This window comes from Streptosporangium sp. NPDC051023, assembly GCF_040689595.1.
Classification (GTDB): Bacteria; Actinomycetota; Actinomycetes; order Streptosporangiales; family Streptosporangiaceae; genus Streptosporangium.
This window is the reverse complement of record NZ_JBFBCE010000265.1, coordinates 1-1,148: the sequence shown is the minus strand read 5'-3', so window position 1 is coordinate 1,148 and position 1,148 is coordinate 1. Positions and strand designations below refer to the sequence as shown.

The following is a 1,148-nucleotide window of genomic DNA, read 5'->3' as shown; positions in this document are numbered from 1 at the left end:
CTAGGGTCTCGAAGGTACCCGCGTCAGCGATGGCTTGGCGGAGCTCCGCGGTACGGTCTGGGCTCATCACTCCTCCTCGGGAGAGGTGGGCGCCTCGGGCCAGGCGGCGATGATCTCGATGCCGATGACGCGCCCGTCCCCGTCCAGGTCGAGGTTCACCATGGCGTCCACCTCAACCGTGCTGGCTACTCCCCCGGGCGGGATCGGGCCGTTGAGGTAGACGTACGTGGCGCCCACCTCCGAGTCGTAGGTGTAGGAGGCGGGGCGTCTTTCAAGGCCGCTCGTCGTGAACTTCGGCAAATCATCGGGCATGTGTCTTCTCCTCTGCGAGCCGCTTCTCCGCGGCTTCGTTCACGGGTGTGCCACGTCCGGCTGGGATGCCGAGGGTTCGACAGCAGTGGGCGCAGCGGGGCATTGAGAACCGGCTCCCGATCCCTGCGTAAGTGAGATCCAGGACCGGCCCGCACGCGGTCTGCCGTTCGAGAGGGTCGGCCCAGTCGATCGAGTCGTGCAGGTCGTCGGGAGTGAGGTTGCCTCCGGGCACGGCGTGGAGATGGGACCAGGAGCGGCGTGTGGTCAGCCACCAGTGGCCGTGGTTCTCGGGGATGGGGTAGGCCGTCACGAGCTCCTCCGGGCCGTAGGGGACGCTCTCCAGTGTGCCGGTGCCAGCCCGCAGGAAACGGGCTGGCCGAGGGCAGTCAGCGGGCGAGCTCGTCTTCCAGGTCCCTAATGAGCGGGTCATCGGCGGAGGCGCCGTCAGCGAGTTCCTCCGCGAGGGTCAGGGCGGTGATCGCCCCGTTGTAGGTAAGGAAGCCGGAGCGGCCAGTGACGACCCACTGGCCGTCAGGCTGCTTCCCAGCGACCACGGGCGTGGCATCAGAGGTGATGCGGGTGTCGGTGAAACGGAGAGCCACAGATCAGCGCCCCTCGGTCTCGGAGGGCTCCCATGGGCCGATGACGCGCGTCAGGTTTGTGACGAGGGTGTACTCGACTCGGCGCCCCAGCGTGCTGGTGACCTGCTCGAAGCGGCGCAGGGTGACGGCACGGAGGTCATCGAGGTCGCTCTGCGGGTCGCCCAGGGCGGCCGGGTAGCCGATGGTGCCGCCGTTGTAGACGGTGCCGTTGCGGGGCGCTGAGGCGTCCGAGGC

At 68.5% G+C, this 1,148-nt stretch carries 4 protein-coding genes; all 4 read right to left on the bottom strand.

The genetic code is table 11. The features are described from left to right. Window positions 1-66: 66 nt before the first annotated feature. Complete coding sequence (locus AB0395_RS48595; RefSeq protein WP_366295186.1) at window positions 67-312, bottom strand: DUF2283 domain-containing protein; 246 nt, start codon at window positions 310-312, stop codon at window positions 67-69. Continuing rightward, window positions 302-622, bottom strand: coding sequence for a hypothetical protein (locus AB0395_RS48590; protein ID WP_366295183.1), 321 nt, complete (start codon window positions 620-622; stop codon window positions 302-304). Before AB0395_RS48590 ends, AB0395_RS48595 begins: the two co-directional genes overlap by 11 nt. 76 nt (window positions 623-698) lie before the next feature. Continuing rightward, window positions 699-914: a hypothetical protein gene (locus AB0395_RS48585; protein WP_366295180.1), complete on the bottom strand. Its 216-nt coding sequence runs from the start codon at window positions 912-914 to the stop codon at window positions 699-701. Between the two features lie 3 nt (window positions 915-917). Then, window positions 918-1,148: hypothetical protein (locus AB0395_RS48580; RefSeq protein ID WP_366295178.1), on the bottom strand; the 231-nt coding region annotated here is incomplete at its 5' end.

Coding starts and splice junctions, on each gene's coding strand:
- AB0395_RS48595 (WP_366295186.1), bottom strand. CDS start 312: ATGCCCGATGATTTGCCGAAGTTCACGACGAGCGGCCTTGAAAGACGC.